The organism is Salegentibacter profundi, assembly GCF_054121475.1.
The window spans coordinates 165449-191212 of the sequence record NZ_JBSYGG010000003.1 but is presented as its reverse complement, the minus strand read 5'-3'; the positions used below and the strand labels follow the sequence as shown (position 1 = coordinate 191212).

The following is a 25764-nucleotide window of genomic DNA, read 5'->3' as shown; positions in this document are numbered from 1 at the left end:
TTGTTATTAAGCGTAGTTTCTTTATTCGATCAACGGAATTAAAGAACCTGATGTAACCCTAAAGCTAATGACTACCCTTATGTTTTATTTCCAAGTAGAGGCTTTTAATGAAAATGGAATTTATCAAAGGACATCATCATAATATGGAGAAAAAAATATAATTATGAATTTAGTCAGTTCTAGAACGATCTTTCTTCTATGCTTCTTGCTAGCGTGGAACAATAGCCTTTTTAGTCAAGATTTGAATGTTTCCCAAACACCAAATGTGGTTTTTATACTTGCCGACGATGTGGGATATGGTGATATTGGGATTTATGGCGGAAAGGTGCCTACCCCAAATATTGACAAGTTAGCTGAACAGGGGATGCGATTTACCGATGCCCATTCTCCTGCTGCACTGTGCGCTCCTTCAAGATTCAGTCTGCTAACGGGTAGTTATCCTTATAGAAATGGACGCCCGGGAGGTAGCTGGGATGTAAATAATAGTTCGGCCTTTAGTGTGAATGGTGATCGCACCAAGGCGGGGAGACATATTACGGTGGGTGAAATCATGCAAAATGCAGGATATACCACAGCCTTCTTTGGTAAAATGCATTTGGGAGGCTCGGTTTATAATAAAAATGGAGAGGTTATTAGGGAAAAGCAAAAACTTAACTCAATGGATTATAGCCGGGGTGTTGATGATGCTTTAAATGAGCATGGATTTGATTATTGGTATGGTCTGTTAAGTGGAATTCAGCATGAACCTTATGCCTATTTTGAAAATGGAAAATATGTACCCATAAATCCAGAGAATCCCGCTGATAATTCAAGTACCCGGCTTTTAACCAACGGTTTTTATAAAGTTAGTACAAACGGTCTTTCGGAGATTGTAGAAGCGGGTAAAATCCCAGCAAGGGGTGATGAGGATTATGATTCCAGCCAGGCAGGTATTCTCTTAACAAATAAAGCAGTAGACTTTATTGATCGCCATCAAAGGAAAAATAGAGAGGCAAAAGAAAACACACCCTTTTTACTTTATTTTTCCTCCCAGGCAATTCATGTGCCCCACACTCCACCTTTTGATTTTGACGGAGATCCATCTACTGTAGATGAGCAGGTTTATGGTGTTACTGGAGCAATGACCTCTGATGTCTTATATGAATTAGATCTCCAAGTAGGAAAAATATTGAATAAATTGGAAGAGGAGGGAATTGCTGATAACACTATTGTGATCTTTACCAGTGATAACGGGGCTTTATGGCCTAATATCACACATTATGGAGATTCAGAACATGATAATAATGGAAAATTACGAGATTACAAAGCTTCGATTTATGAAGGAGGACATAGAGTGCCTTTTATTGCCAAATGGGGAGATGGTACAGCTGAAAATTCAATCATACCTCCTGGAAGTGTTTCTCATGAAGTGATTATGGGACAGGATTGGGTGGCAACAATGTATGAGCTAACTCAACAGAATATGGCTGAAGATCAGGCAAAAGATAGTGCTTCTCTTATGCAGATTTTAAAAGGAGAGAATTTAAAATCGCCTTTACACGATTTTGTCCTTTACCAGGCAGGTTTTGCTTTCGATGGGGCTATTAGAGAGGGCGAGTTGGTTTTAGTTGTGGACAGGAACAATGAGGCCACTGAATTGTATGATCTTGCGAATGACCTAGCACAGGAGCATAATTTAATAGAAGATGAGAATTATCAGGAAACCATCGAGCGACTACATCAGAAATTTCTTACCTATAACGACCACGATACTGAGACTGTTGAACCCAGAACCACCAAGACCTTCAAAGTGGAGTGAAGCTTTGGTCGAGCTTGAATAAAATTTATTTTTCCATGGTGTAAAAACCGTTAAGATGCTATACATTTTAACGGTTTTTTTTATTTTATTCTATAACCAGGAAACCTGGTTATAATTTTTCGAGTTTTATTCCGGAAAGTAAGGGTTGTCCTGCATTCTTTTGGAATTCTACCGTTACACCATTATTCGCTTTGATATCATAGAAAATTTCAACTGCTTGTAATCTTCCGTAATCCCTGGCAAGGTTTAAATCTGCAGTGAGAGTTTTTCCATTAATTATCACATCAAAACTTCTTAAATCTGAAATATTCTCCACTTCGGTTGCACCCAAGTTATAGATATTCTCCCGGGAAGCATGGAATTGGGGTTCGGTAAAAAGCAGGGTAACTCGGTATCTTCCTTCATTTACATCAAATTTATAGGCTTCCATTCCTTCCCGCATAGTTTGAAAAAGCGGGTCGTTTGCGGTACCCTGAATGTCGGATGCTGTTCCCTGAAATTTACTTTTGTTTTTCTGATAGTGGCTTCCTCCTATATATCCAAAACTACCTTCTTCATACTCCTGATCACTCATCCAGATTTCTTCGGTTACCGGGTCGATATAATTTGCACTTGCACCTGTATTTAAGAGGATAGGAGCGCTTTCAATAGAAGTCAGCATATGCTTTCTTAATTTTATCTGGATTTCCCTTCTACGTTCCAGTTTTTCGGTTTTTGCTATCACTTGGTGTTTCCCTTCCGGAAGGTGAAGGTTGAAAATTGCGAGGCCATCCTCAACAGGTTCAGAGAATTCCTTTTGGTTGACTTTTAATTCCACATGTGAAGCATTGGAAAAAACAATGATGCTAATTTTTTCATTTTCATCTTCAGGAAACCGAGTCTCATTATTTTTACCAGCGATATATAACACCGGATCCTTAAGAAGTCGCGCCTGATAGTAATAATACACATCTTTTTTACTGCGATCCATATTTACCAGGCCTTTTTGATTAATATAAGGGGCAGCGTCCTGGCGAAAGGAAGAACCGAAATCAGCAAAATTCCAGGCGGTCATTCCGAAGACAAAATCCCTTTTTTCGACCTGGTTTAAATAACTTTTATGTAATTTTAATTGATAAGCTTCGGAGTAATCCCAGGGCAATGGGGTATTGGTTTGTATACGTACATCAGCTCCAGGACCATACTCCGATATAAAAATCGGTCTATTTGGAAAACTTTGGTGCTGGTCATCTAGAAAATCCCCAAAATTATCAAGACCAGGAGAATACCATCCAAAATAAAGGTTCCAGCCAATGGCATCAGGAATATCTGCGATACCGGATTCATTATATAATTCGTTCTCATGTAGTGCCATAACACTGATCCGATCAGGATCCAGTCTTTTGGTCTCTTCTTCGAGTTTTTGGGCCAACGCCACGGAAGTCTTGACCTTGGCCTTTTTTTCTTCTTCTGTAATTTGATTGTTGAATACTAACCTAATAAAGATTTCATTCATATATCCCCACATAACAATCGATGGATGATTGAATAGTTGGCGTATTTGTTCCCGTTGCATTTTAAGTGATATTTCATGATATTCCTTTGTATCTGTCACATCATTAATCACGGGTATTTCGGTCCAAACCAGCAATCCGAGTTCATCACAAATTTTGTAAACCTCTGGATCCTGTGGATAATGAGCTGTTCGAATAACATTGGCACCCATTTCTTTGATCATTTTATAATCCTTACGATGCAGACTATTGGGTAGAGCATTGCCAAGGTCTTTATAATCCTGGTGGCGGTTAGCACCAATTAATTTAAGAGGTTCTCCATTAAGAAAGAAACCTTTTTTTGCATCAACTTTAAACCAGCGTAAGCCGAATTTAGAATAAAATTCGTCCAACAGTACCCCAGAAGTCTGATCTACCAACCTGGCTTCTAATTTATAAAGTTGTGGATTGTCGGGCGACCATAATTGCGGGTTTGGAAGTTCGTCCTTTATATTTATTTTATTGCTATCCCGGGATCCTATATTGAGTTCTTCGGTGATGGTATGAATGTGCTTGTCATTGGGATCCCAGATATCCATCTCGACATTTATTTTCCGCTTTTGATCACTATCGTTTATTATACGAGCTTCAAAATCGATTTTCGCCTTTTCAGCTGAAACTTTTGGAGTTCGGATAAGTAGATTTCCTGCTGCTTCATTTTGCATTTCAAAGTGAACGGGATCTGTGAGGATCAATTTAAGATCCCGGTATACTCCGCCATAGAAATTAAAATCCGCGTCCAGAGGAGGGATATCGGTATTGTGAGCATTATCAACCTCTATCCTTAATTCGTTAGCTTGGTTATAATCCAGTGCCTCGGATATATCAAAAACGAAGCTGGTGTATCCACCACGGTGTTCCCCAATTTTTTCCCCATTTACAAATAGCACGGTTATCTGGTTACTGCCTTCAAATTTTAAATATGCTCTTTTATTTTTCCACCTATTGGGGGCGAATAGGGTTTTCTGGTAGATGCCCTTTCCCCGGAAATATTCTTTTCCATTTATAAAGGCATCCTTAGCATTCCAAGTGTGAGGGATATTTACAATTTCACTTTCGTTTGATTTTTCTAGGCTAAACTCCCAGGCTGAATTAAGGCTTTGTATCAAACGTTGGGAAAATAACGGTGTTACAAAGAGTAGGAAGATAAACAGAATTGACTTTTTCATGATAAGTAGGATAAGAACGATTCAAAGGTTTATAACTGTAATGATAGGACAACAATTATTTTAAAATTTCGATTTGCTGATTTTCATTATTTAGAAAAACCTGGTGGAAAAATTTAAAAATTTCAGGGAAATACTCAAAAGGCATTCCTGCGTGTTCATGTTTACCACCTTCAAAGCTATAAAGCATATACGAAGTACCAAAGTCCTTTAATTTCTGCGTGATGGTTCGTGATCCATCTAATACAATATATCCAGGGCTGTTGCGATCACACTGATGATGCGGGGCGGTAGCATATGGCACCAGGTGGTCTTTTGTCCCGTGAAAAAATACACCGGGAATGGCATTAATATGAGTAATATATCTGGCATCGACAATAGCTCCAGCCAGGGAGAATACTCCGGCAAATTTAAAATTATCATAACTCCCCAGGTCTTTAAACATTAAGCGTTCATTATAAACTGAATTGAGTATGGCCTCGGCACCGGCACTGCTGCCACCAACAATAATTTTTTTCGGATCTATCCTAAGGTTTTCTTTTTCTGATACTAAAAAATTTACAGCATCCAAAAAATCTTCGGCGGCCAGCCTGAAAGTTTGTATTTTACCATCTGCCTCGAAATCACAGCCAAAAGACTTGTCTTTTCGTGTTAGTCGATAGGAAATTTGTACCGCTACATATCCTTTTCTCGCGGCAATTTTTGCGAATTCAACTTCATTGGGGTTAGTACGGCTTCCCCCTGAAAATCCTCCCCCGTGCATGAAAATGATAAGTGGTCTTTTTTGCATTGTATCATTTTCAGGTTGATAGATATCCAGCTTTAATGCTTCACCATCTTTTTTTGCGTAGATTTTTGTTTTAGGAGATTCAACCCGGAATGAATCATCTATAAATCGCTGTTGCGCTGAAATTGAAAAACTTAACAGCAAAATGCCAATAAAAAACAAATCTTTCATACTGGAAATATTTTAAAATGCCTTCAAGATACTTAATTTTGCAGGGAGAATAAGTAGCGATTTTAATTTTAATATTTTATATTCGCTGCTCAAATAAGATTTCCGCCTTTGCGGAAATGAGATTAATTGGCTATGAGTTTACAGGAGAAAGTAATGGCAGAGATGAAAGCTGCTATGAAAGCTAAAGATAGTGAGAAACTGGAGGCTTTAAGATCGGTAAAAAGTGCTATTTTATTGGCCAGTACGGAAAGCTCTGCAAAAAATGGTTTAACCGAAGAGGAAGAATTAAAACTTTTGCAAAAACTTGTAAAACAACGTAAAGAAAGTGCTGCAATTTACAGGGAGCAAAATAGGCCAGATTTAGCAGAACCTGAAGAAAAACAGGCTGCTGTTATCGAATCATTTTTGCCAGAGCAGTTAAGTGAAGCAGAAATTGAAGCCAAGGTAGATGAAATCATTGCAAAAACCGGTGCCAGTGGAATGCAGGATATGGGCAAGGTAATGGGAATGGCAAGCCAGGAATTAGCCGGAAAGGCTGATGGTAGAACGATCTCTACTATTGTAAAAAATAAATTGAGTAAGTAAGAATAAATTCCTCACAGAACCTAGATACCTATCTAGAATATAAAAGTGAGAAAATCAATGGCCCCGTGGCGCAACTGAATAGCGCATCAGATTTCGGCTCTGAGGGTTGCAGGTTTGAATCCTGCCGGGGTCACTTTTTAGAATTCAAATTAAATCAAATCCCTGTAAATACTATGATTTACAGGGATTTATGTTTTTAGAGATTTTTATTTGAGAGACTTTTATTATATATTTTGTCCTATATCATCAACATAATTTTATTCTGTCGACACATTTACAGTTTGATTATCAATGACTAAACATTGGATTGGTTTAGCTTTCGTTTTCAAATGAAAAAAAATTAAAGACGATACTAATCCGTACTTCACAAACATTTTTCATCTTTTTCTGGGTGTATTCTTTCAGGACAAAAAACAATCAAAAACAGCCTTTAAGTAAACGGTCACTCCTGGTAACCACAAAGTAAATATAAGCGTAAAATCTCTTATTTTGGAAGAAAAAGGCCAGGCAATTATTTATCCATTGTTTTGGATGAGAAGCTTGTATTGAAAACAAAACAATTTCATCAAACCATCATCAAAATTAAAATGATGCTGAATCTTTAATTGTGGCAAAAATGATAATAATAGAAATATCCAAAAGCTGATGATTGTTTCCCCGAATACCAGCTGGTTAAAGGGTTCAGTTTAATGGGGGAAGGTCTTAGTCCGTTCATAAACTGAAAATAACCCCGGATTCTCTTAAGTTTGGCCCCCATAAAAAATCAATGTAATATCACCAGAAATATGTCGTCTTTAAATAAAAACAATCGATGAAAACCTTTACACTTTTTATTCTTGTTGTATTACAGTCTACTTTTTTGTTTGCCCAGGACCAAAATTATGCAGAGTGGTATCTACATAGAGAAGATGTTGAAATTTTTGTAAAAGAAATTGGCGCGGAAAAAGATACAGTAATTGTAATCCATGGTGGTTTTGGTGCAAATCACAATTATATGATGGATGCCATTAAGGGTTTAGAAAATAAATTTCATTTCGTTTTGTATGACCAAAGAGGTTCTTTATTATCTCCTACAAAGAAAGAAAATCTCACTTTTCAAAAAAATGTGGGTGACCTATATGCATTAATAAAGGCATTAGAATTGAGAAAAGTCAAACTTTTCTGTCACTCTATGGGAACTTTAATTGGCATGGAATTTACCAAGCAACATCCAAATTTAGTGACAAATTTAGTTCTTGCAGGAGCCCTTATTCCGAGTTCTGATAGTTTACAAAGCGTTTTTTCCGATAGACAGAATAACCAGGTTAACTTTTTAAACTCAAGAAAAGAAGTTCAAAAATTTACTCAGCCCTATAAAGATAAAGGGATTGACAGTATAAAATCGATTCAGGACATTGGAAAGTCAATGTTGACGCATAAAGACTTAACGGATTATTGGAGATTGAGATTTGCCGCAGTCAACATCTATGACTTAACGAAAAGTAATCTGTTAAAAGGAGGCAGGGCATATTATAACCCAGATGCCTCTGTGATGTCAGAGACGTTTAATTGGGATTACGATTACAGAAGCGTTATGAACGAAAAAACTAAAACTACAGTCATAAACGGAGCATTCGATTTTTTTGATTTCGATGGTAAAACATATAGAACTCTTATTGAAGGATATCCGAACATTCACCTGAATATTATACCTGATGCAGGTCACAATGCTTGGATAGATAAGCCAAAGTTATTTGAAAAATACTTAATACAAGGCTTAGAATAAGAAGCTCGCCAGGCAGCATCAACATACGAAGGAGGTGGAAGATGCTGAAAAGTTAGACGAGAGGAATAAGTAAACTTTTCAACCCTGAAAATGCAGAACTTTGAAATCCGGGATGACACACAGCCAATACAAGCCCATTAAATATTATATCAAACCTTACAGTCGCTATTGGTGTGCTCTTTATTAGAAGAACCAACCTTGCAATTATCCCCAACTATTTCAGCTTTTTGAATTTTTTATCAGCCATCTTAAACTTTAATTAGCTTGACTGGCCTTATAAAAAGGTACAAGATTTCACTGTTTATCAGAATAAATAGCAATGCTCATCAAAGAATAATTGATGTCAACTGTGAAGGGTACAATTTTTTTGAATGCTTTTTTAGACTACCTGGAAGGGGAATAGAGCAATAATAAAGTTGGATTTAGGCTCAGAAGATTGTAAGTTTCAGTCTTAAATTTACTATCAATGGCAGTATACATCGTTATGGGGGTTTCTGGAGTTGGGAAGACCACAGTCGGAAAATTAATAGCCCAGCAGATGAATCTTCCTTTTTACGATGCTGATGATTACCATACCTCTGCGAATGTGATAAAAATGCAAGCAGGGACACCCTTGGAGGACAAAGATCGGGAAGAGTGGTTGAATATTCTTGCCAGAAGAATAAAAATGTGGCACCAAGAGGGTGGTTGTATTCTTGCCTGCTCGGCCTTGAAAGAAATTTACAGAAAACGACTTCAATCTATTCCTCAGGAGAAACTAGTCTGGATATATTTATTTTCTCCTTTTGAAGTAATAAAAGAGCGACTCATTCTTCGGAAAGGTCATTTTTTTAAGCCTGAATTACTTACTTCCCAATTCGAGACCTTAGAACCCCCCAATTATGGGATACATATTGATGCCGAGGCTCCTTTGGATAAAATTATACAACAAATTATGGGAAAATTAAATAATGAAACCTTACGGATTGGGGTTTATGGACTTGGCGTGATGGGCAAAAGCCTTGCTTTGAACTTGGCTTCAAGGAAGGTTAAAGTATCGGTTTTTAATCGGCATTTAAAAGGTTTGGAAGAGAATGTTGCAAAAGATTTTGCGGCCGGACATATTAAGGATTATACCTTTGAAGGATTTGATGACCCTGAAAAGTTCGTTGCTTCTTTGCCACGCCCTCGTAATATTATCCTGATGGTAAATGCTGGAAAAATTGTAGATATCGTTATAGAGAATCTTCTTCCCTATCTGGAAAAGGAGGATTTAATTATTGATGGAGGGAACTCTCATTTTAAAGATAGCGAGAGACGTGAAAAACTTTTAAAGGAAAAAGGCATCCTGTTTTTGGGAACAGGGATTTCCGGTGGTGAGCAAGGTGCTTTAAAGGGGCCTTCCATAATGCCTGGAGGTGAAGCTAAAGCTTATAATCGAATTGGGGGAATTTTGGAAATGATTGCGGCGAAGGATAAAAATGGTAAACCTTGTTGTACTTATATTGGTCCGGGGGGAGCTGGTCATTTTGTAAAAATGATCCATAACGGAATTGAATATGCTGAAATGCAGTTTATTGCTGAATTGTATCATTTTATGAAATTTTCCCTTCAACTGGATCAGGAAAGAATTGCTGATATCTTTGATAATTGGAATAAAGATATGCGATCTTACTTGTTGGAAATTTCCATTGGAATTTTAAGGCAAAAAGAGAATGATGAATTTCTTCTGGACAAAATTTTAGATGCAGCAAAACAAAAAGGAACAGGGGGATGGTCCACTGAGGCAGCATTGGATTTAGGCGTGTCTTTGGACACAATAACCGCTTCAGTGATGGCTAGAATAATTTCGAGTAAAAAGGATCAACGAGTGGTTGCATCGAGTGTGTATAAAACAGCCCCAGATAATGAGGAATTTGAAAAAATTGAAACTAATCTTTACCAAGCTTTTAAAGCTGAACAAATAATCAATCATGCTATAGGTTTTGAAATGCTCAAAACAGCCTCTGAGGAATACTCCTGGAACCTTAATCTTTCTGAGATTTCCCGCATTTGGACCAACGGATGTATTATCAGATCTGGTTTAATGGAAGATTTAATAATATCTTTTCGTGAAAATGAAGAAGCACATTTGCTACTTCATCCAAAAATTGTCGATTTCATGAAAAATGCCCGGCATGAATTGATCCTTGTTACCACTCAGGCATTAAAAGCAGGAGTTCCGATGCCGGGAATGTCTGCTGCACTCAATTATTTTTTAAGTTTTACCTCTGCACAAAGCTCAGCCAATATGATTCAGGCACAGCGGGATTATTTCGGGGCTCACACCTACGAGCGTTTGGACAAAGCCAGAGGAGAATTTTTTCATACTAAATGGTAAAAATTTAATTAATGGATATACAATTACTCCTGGCGGTTTTCATAGGTATCGCACTTCTACTTTTTTTAATTTTAAAATTAAAGATCCAGGCATTTCTGGCATTGCTCTTAGTTTGTTTAGCTGTTGGAATTATTGCTGGTATGCCAGCTTCAGATATTTTAAGTAGTATTCAGGAGGGAATGGGGAGTACCTTAGGCTTTGTAGCAACTGTGGTTGGTCTAGGTGCTTTATTTGGAGCTATTCTTGAGCATTCTGGTGGAGCCCAATCTCTTGCTGCTTATATGCTGAAGAAAACCGGAGATAAGAAGTCCCCCTGGGCTATGATGCTAACCGGATTTGTAGTGGCTATTCCAGTGTTTTTTGATGTGGCATTTATTATCCTGGTACCGGTAACATATGCCCTTAGCAGGCGAACCGGAAAGTCCTTATTGTTATATGCTTTACCATTACTGGCAGGTCTTGCTATAACTCATGCTTTTATTCCGCCTACCCCGGGACCCATCGCCGTGGCCGATATTCTGGGGGTGGAGCTGGGTTGGGTAATTGTTTTTGGAATCCTTACAGGAATTCCTACCGCAATAATTAGCGGACCTTTATTTGCTAGGTTTATTGCAAGAAAAATTCATGTAGAAGCGAAAGTTTTTGACGAAAAGAAAGGGGAAATATCTAATGTGCCTTCGCCAGGAATGATTTTGTGGATTATTATAACGCCAATTTTACTCATTGTACTAAACACTTTGGTGAATAGCCCTTTCTTTGGTGAATCTGCTATTCCAGATCTTATTTTATATATTATCGAATTGGTTGGGCATCCCTTCTCAGCTTTAATTATTGCAAATCTTATAGCTTGGTATTTCCTAGGGGTGAATAGGGGGATGACAAGGCACTATCTTTTAAAAATTTCTACCAGATCCTTTCAGGCAGCAGGGGTCATAATTCTCTTAACGGGTGCTGGTGGGGCATTTAAACAGGTACTAGTTGATACAGGGGCTGGAGAAATGATTGCAGAAGCTTTAAATAATACATTTTTTAATCCATTGGTTTTTGGCTTTGTGGTTTCAGCTCTAATACGAATCTTACAGGGATCTTCAACGGTAGCCATGATAACTGCAGCCGGGATCACGGCACCTGTTTTGGTAGGTGCAGATTTATCGCAAGCTCAAATTGCTCTTTTGGTAATCGCTATTGCCTCTGGTGCAAGTATTCTTTCTCATGTAAATGACAGTGGATTTTGGCTGGTAGGTCAGTATCTTGGTTTAACTGAAAAGCAGACCTTTAAGTCCTGGACTGTCATGACTAGTTTAATTGCAATTACCGGATTCGTTACTTCCCTTTGTTTTTGGTATTTAATATAAATCGTGAAGGGCGTTTTATGTTCCTAAAACCTGGTATATTTAGCTACTCATTCTATAAACGGCGAAGTAATAAATATAAATCGTTGAAAGTCTAATATCTCCATTTGTTGGCTAATGCTACCAGGCTTAGCATGACTGGTACTTCCACCAGAACACCAACCACTGTTACCAGAGCTGCCGGACTTTGAAGTCCGAATAAAGCGATGGCGACTGCGACAGCCAATTCGAAAAAATTACTTGTTCCTATCATAGAGGCGGGAGAGCATATGGCATGAGGTAATTTTAGCTTTCTGCCACTAAACCAAGTAAGAAAAAATATAAAATAGGATTGGATTATAAGCGGAATAGCAATGAGTAAGATGATTATTGGATTATTTAAAATATTAGGACCCTGAAAAGCAAATAGTAAAACCAGGGTTAGCAAAAGTGCCAATATACTCACAGGTTTTAATTTCGGTAAAAAATAATTTTTAAACCATTCATCGCCATGTTTTCTTATGAGTTTTTTATTGGTAAAAACCCCTGCTATCAGGGGAATTACAACAAAAATTAAAATAGAGGCCAACAAGGTATTATAGGGAATTTCGACATCGGTTATCCCTAATAAGAGTCCTACCAGGGGTACAAATGCTATTAAAATAATCAAATCGTTAACCGATACCTGCACCAAGGTATAATTGGGATCTCCATCTGTTAAATAAGACCAGACAAAAACCATGGCTGTACAGGGCGCGACACCCAGGAGAATTGCTCCTGCAATATATTCTCCAGCCATTTCGGGTTCAATCCAGGCAGAATACAGGTGTTCAAAGAATATCCAGGCAAAAAAGGCCATAGTAAATGGTTTGATCAACCAATTAACTATTAAGGTTAGGATTAGGCCTTTTGGAGCTTTACTAACATCTTTGATACTGCTAAAATCAATTTGAAGCATCATTGGGTAGATCATTAACCAGATGAGGATGGCGATTGGAATATTTACATTGTAAAGCTCCACATCAGCTAAAACCTGCATCTTGTCGCCTAATAGATGGCCAATTAATATTCCGGTCCCAATACAAAGGGCAACCCACAGGCTTAGGTAGCGCTCAAAGAAAGGGATTTGTTTTTTAGTTTGAGGCATCTTCTTTAATTTTTGAAAAGACATAGAATAATTCAGTAGCAATTTGAAGGCTGCGCTCTCGGTATTTATCTTTTTCTTGCGGGGTGCCGTCAAAAGATTTAGGATCCTCATAGGTAATCGGAACCCGTTTTTCTGCTCCAGGAATAAAGGGACAGCCTTTATCAGCTTGGGAGCAGGTCATGATTGCTGCAAAATAGGAAACTGGATTAAAATTATGATCATATGTTTTCGAAAAACCGATTACTGGATGGGAATTGGGAGCGAATTTAATTGCATAAACTGGATTCTTCTCCAGAGAAATCTGAGAAATGCTAAACCCTTGTTCTGCCAGGGTCTGACAAACGCCCGGAAACATAGCGGTAGCTTCGGTTCCGCCAGAGTAGCAGCTTAGCCTCTCAATATTAAAATAACTACCCATTACCTGGGCCCATATTTGAGTTAAATGGCTTCTTCTGGAATTATGTGTGCAGATAAAATTTAATCGAATTTCCTCATTGTTTTTGGTTTTACAATCTATGAATTCAATAAGGGGAGCTAATTCTGCTTTTCTGGAATATGGAATTGTTTTTAAATCCAATGATTCTATTGTGTCTCTGATTTTTCTGAAAATCATAATATATATTTATTTGCAAGAGAAGAAACTGTTAGGATCATAGCTGTCAAAAAATTGTGTGAACTTATCTTTGATTTGTTGCCATTTTTCCGGATTTATACAATAGTTAACCGAAACCCCTTCCACTGTTCCCCGAATGATTCCAAGGTTTTTCAATTCTTTTAGGTGCTGGCTGATGGTGGCTTGGGCCAAGCCTAATTCCTCCACCAGGTGTGTGTTACAGCAGGTATCGGCCCTCAGTAAATATTGGAGAATAGCTATACGTGCCGGATGTGCGAATACTTTGGCATAGGTAGCTAATTCATTTTGAGTGGTGGAAAATAAATCTGATTTTGTAACTCCCATATCAATTATGATTATTTTTTAACAGCAATTACTTTGCGGAGCACAGCAGTTGGAATTGGTAGTTTCATTGAAGGTATTAACTAACTTCTCGGCAGGTATTCCGCAGTTATCTTTAGCCAGACAATCGGTTTGCTTTGTTGTGAGTAAAAAGTTGGTGCCATTGAAATCCAAACTGAATTTTTCAATTGTCTGCCCCTGATATTCTACTTCAATTTCCAGGTCGTCTATATTTAATGTGCGTTGAGAAAGTTCAATAATATGCATTAATTTTTCTGGATGTAAGCGGTGGTCATAATCGTTGGCATTCCATAGTTGAAAATTCACCACTTCTTCTTTTCGGACGGTACCCCCACAATCAATAAAATGTTTGGTGATTTTTCCAACTTCGGTAACATGAAAGTGTTTTGGGACCAAATCTCCATTGGGTAGTTGAAATGCAATCTGTTCAAGGCTTTTCAGTGCTTGTTTTATTTGAGATAGTTTCATAAACAGGTCTTTAAGATTAAAATTTAATATTGCAATATTACGATTAATATTGAATTAATGAAAAATAAAATGGAAATTTTGAGAGTTTAATTTAGTACTAACCGCAATTCCAAATGATGGAAATAGAATATCCTCACTTAATGTTACGTTAAGACCTTGATATAGAATTTCCTTTGTTTATTCTGTTAAAGTAAGATAGATCAGGGTAAAAGTTTATTCATTCTTCAAAATTAAAGGGTATTAATTTGGAAATATTTAGAATTGTGCGTTAAACTCAGCATAAATTGTTTTTAACTTAGGCTTGAACCCATAATTTTACTTCTGAATTAACACCTAAAAAATTATAATTATGGCTTCCTATTTGAATGAGAATGAAATCAAAGCTTCCTTGAGGCAACTTGTAAAACAATACATTGAAGAGTGTGAAAATTGCGGGAGTCTTCCGGAAGAATTTATCAGCCTTATTAAACATAATTTCCTGGCGAAATATGTCTATTATAATAAGGAGAAAAAACATATTGAAATAGGTATTGATGAATCTTATTCTCCAGAGACTTATCCTGAAATAAAGGTTTATAAATTTCCTGTTCATAAGGCTTCGGAATGGCTGGATAAATCATTTAGGAATACACAGAGTGATATGGAGTTCTATGGAAAACTTTTAAACCGAAATGAGATTTTAAGCTCTTCGGAGGTCATTCTAATGAGTAGATAAGAACAATGCTGCCTAACAAAAAGCGATTTTAAACCCTACTTTGAAATCGCTTTTTTTATTTTTATTATATGAATATTGAAATTTCACGAATTTACCAAAACAAAGATATGTCAGGCGCTATTAGAATTTTGGTAGATAGACTGTGGCCACGAGGGATTTCAAAAGAAAAAGCCGATTTAGCTTTCTGGTTTAAGGAGTGGGCCCCTAGCAATAATTTGCGCAAAGAATTTCACCAGAAACAAATTTCCTGGAGTGAATTCAGGAAAAAATATGAGCATGAATTATCAGAGAAAAAGGAAATGATTCAGAAGGACCTTGAAGAATTAGATAAGCGAAAAACCTTTTTACTCTTATTCGGCGCTAAAGATGAAGAAAGGAATCATGCTGTTTTGCTCAAAGGGTATCTTGAAAATCTATAAACTAGGCTTTCTTTTTATTGACCAAATCTTCCATAATCATTTTAGCATGAACCCTTGAGTTTTCTATAAACCATTTATGGGTTTCTATTCCTCCACAAATAACACCAGCAAGGTAAATACCTTTCACATTGGTTTCCATAGTCAGGTCATTGTATTGAGGTATTTTTTTTTGGTCATCCGATAGTTTAATTCCCATTTTTCTCAGGAATTCAAAATTTGGTCTGTAGCCGGTTAATAGTAAGACAAAATCATTTTCAAGAGTAATTTCTCCATTAGGAGTGCTGATTACCACTTCCTTATCCTTAATTTCCATAAGCTGTGAGTTGTAAAAAGCCTTTATACTACCTTCATTAATCCGGTTGATGATATCTGGACGGACCCAGTATTTCACCCGTTCGCCAATATCTTTTTTTCGAATAATCATACTTACCTCACCTCCTTTACGGTAAATTTCTAAGGCAGCATCAACAGCCGAATTACTTGCTCCTACCACAACGGTTTTCTGAGTCGCGTAAAAGTGTGGATCTCGGTAATAATGCGCTACTTTTGGTAGGTTTTCCCCCGGAATGTGGAGGTAATTGGGAATGTCGTAGAAACCAGTAGCTACAACGACATTTCTCGCCTTGTAAGTCTGTTTTTCTGTATAGACAAAATGTGAATCCTCTTCGGGACTATCTACCGAAATCACTTTTTCAAACAGATTGATATGGAGTTTATTGGAGGTGGTAATTCGCCTATAATATTCTAGAGCTTCTGCTTTAACCGGTTTTGGATTATTACTGATAAAGGGAATATTGTCAAGCTCTAATTTTTCAGAGGTAGAAAAAAAAGTCATTTTGGTAGGGTAGTGGTAAAGTGAATTTACGAGGCATCCCTTTTCTAAAATTAGATAGGATAGCTTTTTTTTCTGGGCTTCAAGACCACAGGCAATCCCTATAGGGCCTCCGCCAATAATGATCACATCAAAAATTTCCTCAGGAGTTTGCAATTAATTTTAGATTTTTAATAGTTTCAATTTGATTTTTAGCCTTAAACACAAAACTTCCGGCAACCAAAACATCCGCTCCTGCTTCAATTAATCGTGCAGCATTTTTATCGGTTACACCGCCATCGATTTCAATAAGAGTGGTTGCGTTATGGGTGATGATTATTTCTTTTAATCGCTGGACCTTTTTATAGGTGTTTTCAATAAAGCTTTGTCCTCCAAATCCAGGATTAACACTCATCAAACAAACCAGATCTATGTCTTGGATCACATCCTGTAATAAATCTACACTGGTATGAGGATTGATGGCTACTCCCGCTTTCATTCCTTCTGCCTTAATGGCTTGAAGAGTTCGATGCAAATGTGTGCAGGCTTCATAATGTACAGTTAGGTTGTCGGCTCCCAGTTTTGCGAATTCACTGATGTAACGGTCTGGATCTACGATCATTAAATGAACATCGATAGTTTTCTGAGCGTGTTCGTTGATCGTTTTTAATACCGGCATTCCGTAGGAAATATTAGGAACGAAAACACCATCCATAATATCTATGTGAAACCAGTCGGCATCACTCTGGTTAACCATTTCAATGTCACGTTGAAGATTGCCAAAATCGGCTGCTAGAATAGATGGGGCGATAAGTTTTGTTGTCATAAGTGTTGTGCTGTAAATATGCCCACAAAAATAACAAGATTATACGTAATTGATGCCTTCTGTAAATTTATTTAGGTTGGACTTTTCTGAACTCTGATTGGAAAGTTTTCAAAGACTAATTTGTTCTGTAGGGTCAGGCCCCAATAGTAAACGGGATAATTCTCAGAATAAAATCATGGAAAAACCCCGGTTCATCAGGCCGGGGTCATTCATCAATCAAAAAACGAACAGTTATATTTGTAACCGGTAATCAGCCGGTATTAACTGTTGTCATCTTAAATATCTTATCCCAAATAAGTTTTCAGGATCTTACTTCTTGAGGTGTGTTTTAATCTTCTAATTGCCTTTTCTTTAATCTGTCTAACCCTCTCGCGTGTAAGATCAAAAGTTTCGCCAATTTCTTCGAGAGTCATTGGGTGTTGATCTCCCAATCCAAAGTATAGGCGAATAACATCAGCCTCACGAGGGGTAAGTGTCTCTAAAGCGCGCTCGATCTCTGTTCTTAATGATTCATGAAGAAGTTCTTTATCAGGATTTGGAGATTCCCCAGAACGTAAAACATCGTAGAGGTTAGAATCTTCACCCTCTACCAAAGGAGCATCCATAGAGACATGACGGCCAGAATTTTTCATTGACTCTTTAACGTCATTAATGGTCATGTCCAGCTCTTTTGCAATTTCCTCAGCACTTGGTGGGCGCTCATGAGATTGCTCTAAGAAAGCAAAAGTTTTGTTGATTTTGTTAATAGAACCAATTTTGTTCAGTGGTAAACGAACAATACGAGATTGTTCAGCCAGTGCCTGAAGAATAGACTGGCGAATCCACCAAACGGCATATGAAATAAATTTAAACCCCCGTGTTTCGTCAAAACGTTTCGCCGCTTTAATCAATCCTAAATTTCCTTCATTAATAAGGTCGGGTAGGGTTAGACCCTGATTTTGATATTGTTTTGCCACAGATACAACAAACCGAAGATTCGCTTTTGTTAATTTCTCCAAGGCACGGTCATCACCCGCTTTAATTCGTTGTGCTAATTCTACCTCTTCATCGGCAGTAATCAAATCAACTTTTCCAATTTCTTGCAAATACTTATCCAGCGAAGCAGTTTCACGATTTGTTACCTGCTTCGTAATCTTAAGTTGTCTCATCTATCGTCTCCTTGGATTTTAATTGTGAATAGCTCTTGTATTAGTTTATACGCAAAGGGTAGTCGAAATGTTACAAGGAACCTTAAATAATTAGATTGGATTTTTTAAATAGACCTTGGTTTAAGATTTCTTAAGGTATATAAATATCAATGGGAATGAGCTTTCCACGGCAATCTCAAAATAAATTAATATAAATATAAAACCCGAGAAATTACTTCCCGGGTTCCTAATAAAGTTTAATACTTAGTATTAGTCATTATCTCTACGATTTCTATTGTCTCTGCCGCGGCGATCATCGCGACCACGGTTATCTCTAGATCCGCGGTTATCACGACCTCTGTCGTTACGATCATTGTCTCTTGGTGGTCGTGACTGATAACCTTCGGGTTTTTCAAGTAAAGCCTTGCGAGAAACCTTTTCCTTTCTGGTCTTAGGGTCTACTCCGAAGTACTTAACATCTATTATATCACCAAGGTTTACAATATCTGTAACATTATCAGTTCGTTCCCAGGCCAATTCAGAAATATGAAGCAGTACTTCATTGCCCGGAGCGTCAAGGTATTCTACTACAGCTCCGAAATCAAGAACCTTGATTACCTTCACTTTATAAGTAGCTCCTTTTTCTGGCTTAAAGGTGATAGAATCTATTTTTGCCAGGACCTTATCGATGCCCTCTTGATCGGTTCCCAGAATTTCAACAATTCCTTCTTCAGTCTCAGGATCTTCGTTGATTACAATTTCCGTTCCGGTGGTTTTCTGAAGTTCCTGAATTACTTTTCCTCCAGGACCAATTAATCCACCAATAAATTCATTTGGAATTCTTCTGGTGATAATCTTTGGAGCATGTGCTTTAACATTTTCACTTGGAGCAGAAATGGTCTCAGTAAGTTTTTCGAGAATATGAAGTCTACCTGCCCGAGCTTGTTTTAGCGCTTTAACTAAAATTTCGTAGGGTAACCCTTTTACTTTAATATCCATCTGGCAGGCGGTGATTCCGTCAGCCGTTCCAGTTACTTTAAAGTCCATATCTCCCAGATGATCTTCATCACCAAGAATGTCTGAAAGAACAGCATGGCGTTCCCCATCTGATATGAGCCCCATGGCGATACCAGAAACTGGTTTTTTCATTTGAATACCAGCATCCATCATTGCCATTGTACCTGCGCAAACCGTAGCCATTGAAGAAGAACCATTAGATTCTAACACCTCAGAAACTATTCTTACAGTATATGGGTTATTTTCAGGAATCATTCCTTTTAAGGCACGTTGTGCCAGGTTTCCGTGTCCAATTTCTCTTCTGGAAGTCCCTCTTATAGGGTAGGCTTCACCAGTACAAAAAGGTGGAAAATTGTAATGCAGGTAGAATTTTTCTTCTCCCTGGTGTGTAGGCATATCAATTGTATTGGCTTCTCTGGAAGTTCCTAAAGTAACCGTTGCTAAGGCCTGGGTTTCCCCACGGGTGAAAATAGCCGAACCATGGACCGATGGTAAATAATCGATTTCACACCAAATAGGTCTGATTTCATCAGTTTTCCTTCCATCCAATCTTACACCTTCGGCAAGGGTAAGTTCTCTTACCGCTTCTTTCTCGGTTTTATTGAGATACTTTTTGATTAATTTCTCGTTCTCCTCCAATTCCTCTTCGGAAAATAAGGCCAAAACATCCTCCTTTAATGCTGAAAATGCCTCACTGCGCTCTTTTTTGCCATGACCGCCTTTAGCGATGTCATATATTTTCTGATAGGCGGCCTCATGGACCTTTTTCTCTATGTCTTCTTTTTCTTCAGCAGTAGCATATTCCCTAACTGGTTTTTTGCCAAAAGCTTCAGCTAAACGCAATTGTGCGTCTACTTGTTCTTTAATGTGTTCGTGAGCGAATTGGATGGCTTCTGCCATTTCTTCTTCTGAAATCTCTTTCATTTCTCCCTCAACCATCATCACAGAGTCTTTAGAAGCACCGATAATCATATCGATGTCTGATTCCAGTAACTGGCTGCGACTTGGGTTGATGACGAACTCACCGTTTATTCTTCCGACACGGGCTTCAGAGATAGCGGTTTCAAATGGAATATCTGAAAGTTGGATTGCTGCAGAAGCAGCAAGTCCTGCCAAGGCATCAGGCATAACTTCTTCGTCGTGGGACATCAGCTGAATCATCACCTGTGTCTCCGTTCTATAATCAGATGGAAATAAGGGCCGTAAAACACGGTCAACAATTCTCATTGTCAAAATTTCACCATCACTAGGTCTTGCTTCTCTTTTGAAAAAGCCTCCGGGATAACGTCCGGCAGCAGCAAATTTTTCACGGTAATCAACGGTTAGCGGAAAGAAATCCAGACTGCTTTCCTTATAAGAAGATACAACGGTACAAAGCAGCATCGCTTTTCCCATTTGCACAACAACAGAGCCGTGGGCTTGTTTAGCTAATTTTCCGGTTTCGATTGAGATCTCTCTGCCATCTCCAAGATCGATAACCTCTTTAAATGTTTGTGGAATCATAATAAAAATTTCAAATCAGGCCGTAGTCTTAAGGCCTGTGTTAAACAATGGTCTCCGTCTTTCAGGACGGTCTGGTTGTGTTGTTGTGTGTAGTTGTTGCAGACCAATGAAAAACTACCTTTCGTTCCCGACAAGGTTGGAACTACAGGGTGACAATTTAAGGCAATATACAAATTGCTTCTATATAAAAAGAGGGGGCGTGAAGCCCCCTCGAAATTTATTTTCTTAATCCTAATTCCTTAACGATAGCACGATATCTCATAATATCTTTCTTCATTAGGTAATCCAGCAGGCTTCTTCTCTTTCCTACTAACATTACAAGGGAACGCTCGGTATTATAATCCTGACGATTCTTCTTGAGGTGTTCTGAAAGGTGAGAAATTCTGTAAGTAAACAATGCAATCTGACCTTCAGTGGAACCGGTGTCATTCTTACCCTTTCCATACTTTTCGAAAATCTCCTGCTTTTTTTCTTTTGCTAAATACATTCCAATATTTATTTAAATGATTTTTATGTACTGACAGTTTTTCTGTCAAGCGGCAAATATACTATTTTCCTCAGATAAAGTGGATTAAAACTCCGTTTTATTTTCTTACTGGTTGATTTTGAATAAGATCAAGGTAAAGATTGACTTTGTTTTTTAGTTCTGAACGTTTGACAATGAAATCCAGGAAACCATGTTCTTTAACAAATTCAGCGGTTTGAAAATCATCTGGAAGGTCTTTACCCGTAGTATCTTTTACCACACGTGGACCAGCAAATCCTATAAGGGCACCTGGTTCAGATATATTAATATCACCGAGCATGGCGAAGGAGGCTGTGGTACCTCCAGTAGTCGGATCGGTACATAAGGAGATATATGGTATTTTAGCTTCAGCAAGTTGGGCTAGTTTTACCGAAGTTTTGGCAAGTTGCATTAAAGATAATGCTGCTTCCATCATTCGCGCACCTCCAGATTTGGAAATGATCATAAAAGGAATATTGTGCTTCAGGGAATATTCAGCTCCCCGGGCAATTTTTTCTCCTACAACCGAACCCATAGAACCGCCAATAAAACTAAAATCCATACAGGCTACTACCAATTCTTTGCCTTTTGATTTTCCCACTGCCGTTCGCACGGCATCTTTAAGCCCGGTTTTTTCTTCGGCAGCTTTTAATCTATCCGTATATTTTTTGGTATCCTTAAAATCCAGTGGATCTTTAGAAGATATATTCTTGTCGAGTTCCTTGAACTCATTATCATCAAAAAGTATTTTAAAATACTCCTTGCTCCCTATCCTAACATGGTAGCCGTCCTCTGGACTCACATAGAAATTGCTTTCCAATTGTTCGGCATCCACGATCTTTCCTGTTGGAGATTTGTACCATAAACCTTTAGGAACGTCTTTTTTATGTTCGGTAGGGGTTTGAATTCCTTTTTGTGTTCTTTTAAACCAAGCCATTTTTTTCAGGTTTCAGGGATTGAACTTTTCCGGAAACTACTCCGGAGACTGAGGTTTTATTTTAAATAAAAAACAGCTGGAATAAATGTTCCAGCTGTTTTTGCCTTTTAATCTAAAGGGTATTAACGTTATTAAGGTCTTCAAATGCCTTTTTAAGACGAGCTTTGAAGGTTAATTCACCTTCACGAAGCCATTTTCTTGGGTCATAATATTTTTTGTTTGGAACATCATCTCCCTCTGGATTACCTATTTGCGTGGCAAGGAAGTCTTTTTTGCTTCCCATATAATCCCGTATTCCTTCCAGATAAGCATATTGAAGATCGGTGTCGATATTCATTTTGATTACCCCATAGCCAATGGACTCCTTGATCTCTTCAACGGTAGAACCACTACCTCCGTGAAATACGAAATCAATGTGGTTTTCACCTAGGCCGTAATTTTTGGTAATATATTCCTGGGAGTTCTTAAGGATTTTGGGAGTAAGTTTGACATTGCCTGGTTTGTAAACCCCATGAACATTTCCAAAGGCAGCAGCCACTGTAAACTGATCACTCACTTTGCTTAGCTCTTCATATGCATAGGCTACCTCTTCAGGCTGGGTATAAAGTTTTGAAGAATCGACATCAGTATTGTCAACTCCGTCTTCCTCTCCACCAGTGATACCAAGCTCAATTTCCAGAGTCATTCCCATTTTACTCATTCTTTCAAGATACTTCTTGCTAATCTCCATATTCTCTTCCAGAGATTCTTCTGAAAGATCAATCATATGTGAGCTATATAATGGTTTTCCGAATTGTTCATAGTGTTTTTCACTGGCATCAAGAAGCCCGTCAATCCATGGAAGTAATTTCTTGGCGCAATGGTCGGTATGCATGATAACAGGTACTCCATATAATTCTGCCAGTTCATGAACATGTTTTGCTCCTGCCACTGCACCTGCGATGGCGGCCTTTTCATTTTCATTGGAAAGTCCTTTTCCTGCATTGAACTGTGCTCCTCCGTTTGAAAATTGGATGATAACGGGTGAATTTAATTCTGCGGCGGTTTCCAATACAGCATTAATACTGCTGGAACCTATAACATTTATAGCGGGAAGGGCAAATCCTTTTTCCTTAGCAAGTTTAAATATTTCCTGTACTTCTTTTCCTGTGGCTACGCCTGGTTTAATGTTGTGACTCATAATTTAATTGAATTTGGCTTACAAAAATAAGAAAATTAAATGGCTTAGAAAGGATAATTAATACCCACATTATAAACTGCATGGTTGAAGTTATAATCTTTAAACCAACGGTTTCCTAAATCGCGGGCGGGGTCGTAGGTTTTGAAACCTATGTCAAATCTTAAAACAAAAAAGTTAAAATCATACCTTAACCCAAAACCGGAGCCTACGGCAATATTCTTTAAATCGGAAAAAGAGGTAAAGGTAGCCTCGTCATTTTCAACGATGTCCAAAACATTCCAAATGTTTCCAACATCAATAAAAACAGCCGAATGTAAAGATCCGAAAAGATTGTATCGGTATTCGAGATTCAGTGCAAGCTTCATATTGGCCTCATTGAATTCATTGCGGCCACCGGTACTTCCCGGTCCTAGGTCATAAGCCTGCCACGCCCTGTTATCATTAGGTCCTCCTGCAAAGAAGCTTCGGGCGAATGGAATGCTGTTAGCATTTCCATAGGGAATGGCAATGCCCCCGAAGGCACGTAATGCAAAAATATTTTCTCTGCCAAGATCCCAGTGTTTTATAAAATCAATTTCTGTCTTGGCATATTGAGAGAAGTTTACTCCGAGAATTTTGTAATTTCCGTTTTCGTTTTCATCCAGCCCTGCCAGATTAGAGAAAAGGGATAAAAAATTGCCCGCAGTTTCTATTTTAAACCTGAACCTGGTAAACTCCTGATCGTATAGATTTTCTTTGGTATTCCATAGATAAGTAAAATTAGTCGCGAAAATCAGGTTGTTTTCTGTTAGCCGATTTTTTCGCTCTTTTACATAATTCGCTACCTGGCGTTGATCTTCGTTTAATCCTGTAGTTGGCCCATCCTCTGACTCGATATCCTCAAGAAAATTTTCTGCCCCCTGAGGTATGGTTAGACGGCCCTCATCATCCAGATAATCAGGACTTGTTACCACATTAGGTGCCTGAACAATGTCATTAAGTTCACTATAGGAGTTTCTGTAGACATTAAAATAATTATCAGTATTCAAATTTCTTACATATTGAATATTAACCAGGTCGAGCCTATTGGATAATTGGCGCGATGGCGTCCAACGATACTCCATGGCCCCTGATAGATTTCTTTTGTCCAACCCAATATTAGATTGTGTACTTACCCCTAGGCTTAGGGTGGTAAAGGGGGACATGTACTTGGGAATAATCTTTTCGGTATCTACTGGAAGAAAAATCCGAGGGAAACTTAAATTGAGGTCAGCTCCGATTTCAGATATATCAAAGAAGCGGTCCTTATCACTACTTGCTGCGGCATCGGTGGATGAACCAATACTTCCTCTTCCTGAGATTTCCAGGTTTTCAGCTCCTCGAAAGATGTTTCTTATTAAAAGCGAACCACCAAATCCAATCCCGAATTCCTGGATGTTACTTTGTGAAATTTCAAAATCAAATCCCAAAGAATACTTCTGTTGCGGAGTAAGAAAGATATTTGCTACCAGATCGGTTCGGGTGCTATCCTCCGGATCTTCTGTGTATCTGATCGTAGGATATTTAAAATTCCGCAGTGAATTAATCCTGTTATAGGTTCGTGTACGCGCAATGTCACTATAGGTATTTCCAGGTCTTATAAAGATGGCATCGGTAATAGCCTCAGGTTTATAGCGTTGCTTTTCAAAGCTGTATATGTTATATCCTTCGTGTTGAATGCTGTCTGTAACCGGTTTAGATCTATTATCATAAGTATAGTCAGTAAAGACATTAACTTTGGTTACATCGTGAATTTTAAATGGTACCCTGGAAGTGGTGTCGTTCTCATTTGCTGGCCTGTTTTTTATAATAACCGCCGTATTAACCTTATAATTTGTGCCTACCGTATCAGCTTCAAAGCTTATGAACTCCTGGTCAAAATTGTAAACCCCGCTATTTCGAAAAAGGCGGGTGAGTCTGTCTCTTTCATCGTTGTAATCAAGAGTTCTGTATTGTACGTCCTCCTTTATGTGGGAATCTTGAACGTTAGCATCGTAAAGCGAATCCAGGACATGCGATGCTATTCGTTTGCTTATAGAATCAACTATATAGGGCGTTTGAGTCTTGACATAGTATTCCACACTTGCCCTTTTCTTTTTATCCTCCGAGGGAACAATCCGATAATCCGTTTCAACATTAAACCAACCATGATTCCAATACCAGGAGTCCAAACGCCGGACCGATTTTTCAGTTTCTTCTTTGCTTACTATTACAGGAGCCTCTCCGGTATTCTTTATCCATTCATTGAAATTCTTCCTGGAATGCAGAAACTTTTCAAACTGTTTGTAAGAAAGCAAATCTATGAGAAACTTTTTCTTTTTGGGATTGTTTAAATATTTTCGAGTGAGCACGGAATCTATATCCGGGCGCGCAAGATTGTAAAAATGAAGCCGTATTGGAATGCCTAATAACTTGGTATTAGGCTCTTGGTAGAGCTGATTATAGATTTGGGTTTCATTTATCTTCTCTCCATCAAGGTACACAATGTTCTCTGTTAACAAAGCCTGATCACTCTCTACGTGTTTAACAGCGTTACAGGAAATTAATAAAGACAGGAATAAGAAAAATAATGATATTTTTGCGAGAAACCGGTTCAAACAGTCGTTTTTAAGAAATCAAAA

Annotated in this window: 21 protein-coding genes and 1 tRNA gene; 8 read left to right on the top strand and 14 right to left on the bottom strand. The window is 38.1% G+C overall.

The features are described 5' to 3' along the window. Positions 1-163 precede the first annotated feature (163 nt). Entirely contained in the window at positions 164-1798 is a 1635-nt protein-coding gene (locus tag ACW6NC_RS05865) for a sulfatase-like hydrolase/transferase (protein WP_457864322.1), read from the top strand. Positions 1799-1907: 109 nt separating this feature from the next. Here ACW6NC_RS05865 and ACW6NC_RS05860 read toward each other — a convergent pair whose 3' ends face one another. Together ACW6NC_RS05860 and ACW6NC_RS05855 are read right to left on the bottom strand one after the other, a co-directional pair. Further along, the gene (locus ACW6NC_RS05860; RefSeq protein ID WP_457864320.1) at positions 1908-4499 is read right to left on the bottom strand and encodes a glycoside hydrolase family 2 TIM barrel-domain containing protein; all 2592 of its coding nucleotides are present in this window, start codon (positions 4497-4499) and stop codon (positions 1908-1910) included. A gap of 55 nt (positions 4500-4554) precedes the next feature. Next, entirely contained in the window at positions 4555-5454 is a 900-nt protein-coding gene (locus ACW6NC_RS05855) for an alpha/beta hydrolase (RefSeq protein ID WP_457864318.1), read from the bottom strand. A 132-nt stretch (positions 5455-5586) separates the two neighbouring features. On the opposite strand from ACW6NC_RS05855, the gene ACW6NC_RS05850 reads away from it, so the two are divergent. From ACW6NC_RS05850 to ACW6NC_RS05830, 5 genes are all read left to right on the top strand, one after another. After that, entirely contained in the window at positions 5587-6039 is a 453-nt protein-coding gene (locus ACW6NC_RS05850; RefSeq protein WP_457864316.1) for a GatB/YqeY domain-containing protein, read from the top strand. Positions 6040-6098: 59 nt separating this feature from the next. Further along, positions 6099-6172: transfer RNA gene (locus ACW6NC_RS05845), tRNA-Arg, on the top strand. A 678-nt stretch (positions 6173-6850) separates the two neighbouring features. Continuing rightward, a complete protein-coding gene (locus tag ACW6NC_RS05840) occupies positions 6851-7804 on the top strand; it encodes an alpha/beta fold hydrolase (RefSeq protein WP_457864315.1) in 954 nt (317 codons plus the stop codon). Between the two features lie 466 nt (positions 7805-8270). Continuing rightward, on the top strand, positions 8271-10163 hold the full coding sequence (gene gndA / locus ACW6NC_RS05835; protein ID WP_457864314.1) for an NADP-dependent phosphogluconate dehydrogenase: 1893 nt from the start codon (positions 8271-8273) through the stop codon (positions 10161-10163). Positions 10164-10174: 11 nt separating this feature from the next. After that, positions 10175-11518: a GntP family permease gene (locus ACW6NC_RS05830; protein WP_457864312.1), complete on the top strand. Its 1344-nt coding sequence runs from the start codon at positions 10175-10177 to the stop codon at positions 11516-11518. Positions 11519-11609: 91 nt separating this feature from the next. Here ACW6NC_RS05830 and arsB read toward each other — a convergent pair whose 3' ends face one another. Genes arsB through ACW6NC_RS05810 form a run of 4 tightly spaced genes read right to left on the bottom strand, consistent with a single transcriptional unit; the run spans position 11610 to position 14085 of the window. Next, entirely contained in the window at positions 11610-12641 is a 1032-nt protein-coding gene (gene arsB / locus ACW6NC_RS05825; RefSeq protein WP_457864311.1) for an ACR3 family arsenite efflux transporter, read from the bottom strand. Beyond that, positions 12628-13254: an arsenate-mycothiol transferase ArsC gene (locus ACW6NC_RS05820; protein ID WP_457864310.1), complete on the bottom strand. Its 627-nt coding sequence runs from the start codon at positions 13252-13254 to the stop codon at positions 12628-12630. The genes arsB and ACW6NC_RS05820 overlap by 14 nt, the downstream gene beginning before the upstream one ends. Before the next feature lie 9 nt (positions 13255-13263). Then, positions 13264-13599 carry an ArsR/SmtB family transcription factor gene (locus ACW6NC_RS05815; protein ID WP_457864309.1) on the bottom strand — a complete coding sequence of 112 codons (336 nt, stop codon included), beginning with the start codon at positions 13597-13599 and terminating at the stop codon, positions 13264-13266. Positions 13600-13617: 18 nt separating this feature from the next. Next, positions 13618-14085 carry a DUF6428 family protein gene (locus ACW6NC_RS05810; protein WP_457864307.1) on the bottom strand — a complete coding sequence of 156 codons (468 nt, stop codon included), beginning with the start codon at positions 14083-14085 and terminating at the stop codon, positions 13618-13620. A 349-nt stretch (positions 14086-14434) separates the two neighbouring features. On the opposite strand from ACW6NC_RS05810, the gene ACW6NC_RS05805 reads away from it, so the two are divergent. Both ACW6NC_RS05805 and ACW6NC_RS05800 read left to right on the top strand, forming a co-directional pair. Further along, a complete protein-coding gene (locus ACW6NC_RS05805; protein WP_457864306.1) occupies positions 14435-14800 on the top strand; it encodes a hypothetical protein in 366 nt (121 codons plus the stop codon). A gap of 68 nt (positions 14801-14868) precedes the next feature. Next, complete coding sequence (locus ACW6NC_RS05800) at positions 14869-15219, top strand: DUF488 domain-containing protein (protein ID WP_457864304.1); 351 nt, start codon at positions 14869-14871, stop codon at positions 15217-15219. A 1-nt stretch (position 15220) separates the two neighbouring features. Here ACW6NC_RS05800 and ACW6NC_RS05795 read toward each other — a convergent pair whose 3' ends face one another. The 8 genes from ACW6NC_RS05795 to tamL all read right to left on the bottom strand — a co-directional run bounded on the left by ACW6NC_RS05795 (position 15221) and on the right by tamL (position 25740). Continuing rightward, positions 15221-16207 (bottom strand): YpdA family putative bacillithiol disulfide reductase, encoded by a 987-nt coding sequence (locus tag ACW6NC_RS05795; RefSeq protein ID WP_457864303.1) that lies wholly within the window; start codon positions 16205-16207, stop codon positions 15221-15223. Further along, the gene (gene rpe / locus ACW6NC_RS05790; protein ID WP_457864302.1) at positions 16194-16856 is read right to left on the bottom strand and encodes a ribulose-phosphate 3-epimerase; all 663 of its coding nucleotides are present in this window, start codon (positions 16854-16856) and stop codon (positions 16194-16196) included. Before rpe ends, ACW6NC_RS05795 begins: the two co-directional genes overlap by 14 nt. 284 nt (positions 16857-17140) lie before the next feature. Then, positions 17141-18004 carry a sigma-70 family RNA polymerase sigma factor gene (locus ACW6NC_RS05785; protein ID WP_011708302.1) on the bottom strand — a complete coding sequence of 288 codons (864 nt, stop codon included), beginning with the start codon at positions 18002-18004 and terminating at the stop codon, positions 17141-17143. A gap of 249 nt (positions 18005-18253) precedes the next feature. Further along, positions 18254-20503, bottom strand: coding sequence for a polyribonucleotide nucleotidyltransferase (locus ACW6NC_RS05780; RefSeq protein ID WP_457864300.1), 2250 nt, complete (start codon positions 20501-20503; stop codon positions 18254-18256). Between the two features lie 217 nt (positions 20504-20720). Further along, positions 20721-20990, bottom strand: a complete 270-nt coding sequence (gene rpsO, locus ACW6NC_RS05775; RefSeq protein WP_093406577.1) for a 30S ribosomal protein S15 — start codon at positions 20988-20990, stop codon at positions 20721-20723. 97 nt (positions 20991-21087) lie between these two features. After that, entirely contained in the window at positions 21088-21945 is an 858-nt protein-coding gene (gene accD, locus ACW6NC_RS05770) for an acetyl-CoA carboxylase, carboxyltransferase subunit beta (protein ID WP_457864298.1), read from the bottom strand. Between the two features lie 112 nt (positions 21946-22057). Next, a complete protein-coding gene (gene fbaA / locus ACW6NC_RS05765) occupies positions 22058-23125 on the bottom strand; it encodes a class II fructose-bisphosphate aldolase (protein ID WP_457864296.1) in 1068 nt (355 codons plus the stop codon). Between the two features lie 44 nt (positions 23126-23169). Then, the gene (gene tamL, locus ACW6NC_RS05760; protein ID WP_457864295.1) at positions 23170-25740 is read right to left on the bottom strand and encodes a translocation and assembly module lipoprotein TamL; all 2571 of its coding nucleotides are present in this window, start codon (positions 25738-25740) and stop codon (positions 23170-23172) included. Positions 25741-25764: the final 24 nt, after the last annotated feature.

Coding starts and splice junctions, on each gene's coding strand:
- ACW6NC_RS05820 (WP_457864310.1), bottom strand. CDS start 13,254: ATGATTTTCAGAAAAATCAGAGACACAATAGAATCATTGGATTTAAAA.
- rpsO (WP_093406577.1), bottom strand. CDS start 20,990: ATGTATTTAGCAAAAGAAAAAAAGCAGGAGATTTTCGAAAAGTATGGA.
- ACW6NC_RS05800 (WP_457864304.1), top strand. CDS start 14,869: ATGAATATTGAAATTTCACGAATTTACCAAAACAAAGATATGTCAGGC.
- gndA (WP_457864314.1), top strand. CDS start 8,271: ATGGCAGTATACATCGTTATGGGGGTTTCTGGAGTTGGGAAGACCACA.
- ACW6NC_RS05830 (WP_457864312.1), top strand. CDS start 10,175: ATGGATATACAATTACTCCTGGCGGTTTTCATAGGTATCGCACTTCTA.
- ACW6NC_RS05840 (WP_457864315.1), top strand. CDS start 6,851: ATGAAAACCTTTACACTTTTTATTCTTGTTGTATTACAGTCTACTTTT.
- ACW6NC_RS05865 (WP_457864322.1), top strand. CDS start 164: ATGAATTTAGTCAGTTCTAGAACGATCTTTCTTCTATGCTTCTTGCTA.
- fbaA (WP_457864296.1), bottom strand. CDS start 23,125: ATGAGTCACAACATTAAACCAGGCGTAGCCACAGGAAAAGAAGTACAG.
- ACW6NC_RS05850 (WP_457864316.1), top strand. CDS start 5,587: ATGAGTTTACAGGAGAAAGTAATGGCAGAGATGAAAGCTGCTATGAAA.
- ACW6NC_RS05780 (WP_457864300.1), bottom strand. CDS start 20,503: ATGATTCCACAAACATTTAAAGAGGTTATCGATCTTGGAGATGGCAGA.
- ACW6NC_RS05855 (WP_457864318.1), bottom strand. CDS start 5,454: ATGAAAGATTTGTTTTTTATTGGCATTTTGCTGTTAAGTTTTTCAATT.
- ACW6NC_RS05810 (WP_457864307.1), bottom strand. CDS start 14,085: ATGAAACTATCTCAAATAAAACAAGCACTGAAAAGCCTTGAACAGATT.
- rpe (WP_457864302.1), bottom strand. CDS start 16,856: ATGACAACAAAACTTATCGCCCCATCTATTCTAGCAGCCGATTTTGGC.
- ACW6NC_RS05860 (WP_457864320.1), bottom strand. CDS start 4,499: ATGAAAAAGTCAATTCTGTTTATCTTCCTACTCTTTGTAACACCGTTA.
- ACW6NC_RS05805 (WP_457864306.1), top strand. CDS start 14,435: ATGGCTTCCTATTTGAATGAGAATGAAATCAAAGCTTCCTTGAGGCAA.
- ACW6NC_RS05785 (WP_011708302.1), bottom strand. CDS start 18,004: ATGAGACAACTTAAGATTACGAAGCAGGTAACAAATCGTGAAACTGCT.
- accD (WP_457864298.1), bottom strand. CDS start 21,945: ATGGCTTGGTTTAAAAGAACACAAAAAGGAATTCAAACCCCTACCGAA.
- ACW6NC_RS05815 (WP_457864309.1), bottom strand. CDS start 13,599: ATGGGAGTTACAAAATCAGATTTATTTTCCACCACTCAAAATGAATTA.
- arsB (WP_457864311.1), bottom strand. CDS start 12,641: ATGCCTCAAACTAAAAAACAAATCCCTTTCTTTGAGCGCTACCTAAGC.